The 2,180-nt window shown below is 62.4% G+C and carries 3 protein-coding genes; 2 read left to right on the top strand and 1 reads right to left on the bottom strand.

The window, feature by feature from the left end; translation table 11 throughout:
• On the bottom strand, window positions 1–456 hold a 456-nt coding region (locus EN939_RS31230; RefSeq protein ID WP_206524057.1), incomplete at its 3' end, for a polyprenyl synthetase family protein.
• Between the two features lie 222 nt (window positions 457–678).
• On the opposite strand from EN939_RS31230, the gene EN939_RS31225 reads away from it, so the two are divergent.
• Complete coding sequence (locus EN939_RS31225) at window positions 679–1,440, top strand: transglycosylase domain-containing protein (protein WP_127271462.1); 762 nt, start codon at window positions 679–681, stop codon at window positions 1,438–1,440.
• Between the two features lie 140 nt (window positions 1,441–1,580).
• Complete coding sequence (gene rpmF, locus EN939_RS31220) at window positions 1,581–1,763, top strand: 50S ribosomal protein L32 (protein WP_008834724.1); 183 nt, start codon at window positions 1,581–1,583, stop codon at window positions 1,761–1,763.
• Window positions 1,764–2,180 lie beyond the last annotated feature (417 nt).

Genomic DNA, 2,180 nt, shown 5'->3' with positions numbered 1-2,180 from the left:
CACCAGGGCCGCCCGCCGCTCCGCGGGCAGGGCGGTCGCCTCGCCGGCGATGACGTCGAAGGCCAGCGTCAGCAAGGCATCGCCAGCCAGGATGGCGGTCGCCTCGTCGAAGGCTCTGTGCACGGTCGGCTGGCCACGACGCAGGTCATCGTCGTCCATGGCGGGCAGGTCGTCGTGTATCAGCGAATAGCAATGCACGCATTCAAGTGCGGCGGCGACACGCAGTGTCGCCTCGCCATCGGCGGAAAAAAGGGCGGCACTTTCCATGACCAGGAAGGGCCGCAGGCGCTTGCCGCCGTTCAGCACGCCGTGCCGCATGGCTGCCATCAACCGCTCAGGCCGGGCGATCTCGCCCGAAAGCGCGCGGTCGTCGAGCAGCCGCCGCAGCAGCACCTCGACGGCGGCAGCGCGTCGGATGAGCGCCATTTCGAACGCCATTTGGTCGTCATTCGTCATGGCCGGGACCGGTAGCCGACACTCAGACGTTGCGCAAGAAGGCAAGCGCCATTATGCCGGAGCAGTATGAGCCCGTTTGGAAACTCTGCTCCTGCGGTCATCTGAGGGCGTTTTCTGCGCTTCCGGTGCTTGCGTACTCTAATGTACGCTCCGCTCCGGTTCTCGAAAACACCGTCACATGACTCACAGGAGCGCGTTTCAAAACGAGCTCTCTGGCACGGGTTGGGCGGCTTGGCGGAACCGATCGTCGATCATGAAACCGAAAAGCTGGACATGGCGACGAGATCGCGAGGCGTAAATCGCCGCGGTCTCAAACGCTGGGTCCGGCGCGGCATCGTCGTGGCCGCGGTGCTGGCTTTGATTCCGGTCGTGCTGACCTTTCTCTACCTGCCGTTCTTCGTGCATCCTGTCTCGACGCTGATGTTGAAGGATCTGGCGACGTTCTCCGGTTACGACCGCCGCTGGGTGTCGATCGACGACGTGTCGCCGGTGCTGGCCAATTCCGTCATCATGTCGGAGGATGGGCAGTTCTGCTTTCATCGTGGCGTCGATCTCGGCGAGCTGAGAGGCGTCGTCGACGACGCGCTGGCCGGCGAAGCGACGCGCGGTGCCTCGACCATCACCATGCAGACGGTAAAGAACCTGTTTCTGTGGTCGCGGCCGCTGGGCTCGGTGCGCAAGGTGGTCGAATTGCCGCTGGCCGTCTATTTCGATGCGGTGATGTCGAAACGGCGCATCATGGAAATCTACCTCAACATCGCCGAGTGGGGGCCGGGCATCTACGGCATCGAGGCCGCGGCACAGCACCATTTTGGCGTTTCGGCAAAACAGCTGTCGCGACGGCAGGCCGCCTTGCTTGCGGTTTCCTTGCCAAATCCGATCGCCCGCAATCCGGCCAAACCCGGGCCTGGCTTGAGGCGGCTCGCCAATCTGATCGAGCGGCGCGCCGGCCGCTCCGGCGCCTATGTCGGTTGTCTCCGCTAGCCGATCCAAAAAAATTCGCGCCAGTGCTGGCCAAAACGGCACAGGGCGTGTATAGGCACCCGACTTTCTCAGATTTAGGCCCCGACATGGCCCTTTCACGAGGGCGGGCGGGGCTTTTGACCATGTAGTGGAGCATATCCGTGGCCGTTCCGAAACGTAAAACCTCTCCGTCCAAGCGCGGCATGCGCCGCTCGGCCGACGCCCTCAAGGCCCCGACCTATGTCGAGGACAAGAATTCCGGCGAAATGCGCCGTCCGCATCATATCGACCTGAAGACCGGCATGTATCGCGGTCGTCAGGTGTTGACGCCCAAGGAAAGCTGAGACCAGCTTTTTCAAAGGTTTGAATTTCCATAAGGACCGGCCGGTGGCTGGTCCTTTTGCGTTTGGGCCGGACGGCAGCGCATTTCGAGGCGTGCACCGCCGGCGTTGCAAATCCTTCGGCCGGCAACCGGCTGACATGGTTGTTGCGTGCGGTCTTCGACCGTGTTCAGCGCTGATGGCGAAACATCTTGACGACGTGGCCATGGCGCATTCTACAAAGGATCGCCCCCACATGGAGACGCCAGATGTTCGGTGCCATTCCGCTGCTGATCGTGCCTTTCGTGCTCTACAACCTCGGACTGCTGGGAATTTTCGGCAGCGGTGACGATCCGTGGGCGAGCGAGGTCTTCTCCTTCAGTATGATGTCGGGCGGCGTGTTCTCGATGACGCTGGGCGACCTGATGATACTGATCGGGC

The sequence above is a fragment of the Mesorhizobium sp. M7A.F.Ca.CA.002.05.1.1 genome (assembly GCF_003998335.1).
GTDB lineage: Bacteria > Pseudomonadota > Alphaproteobacteria > Rhizobiales > Rhizobiaceae > Mesorhizobium.
The sequence above is the reverse complement of the archived record's forward strand: the minus strand, read 5'-3'. Positions and strand labels throughout refer to the sequence as shown.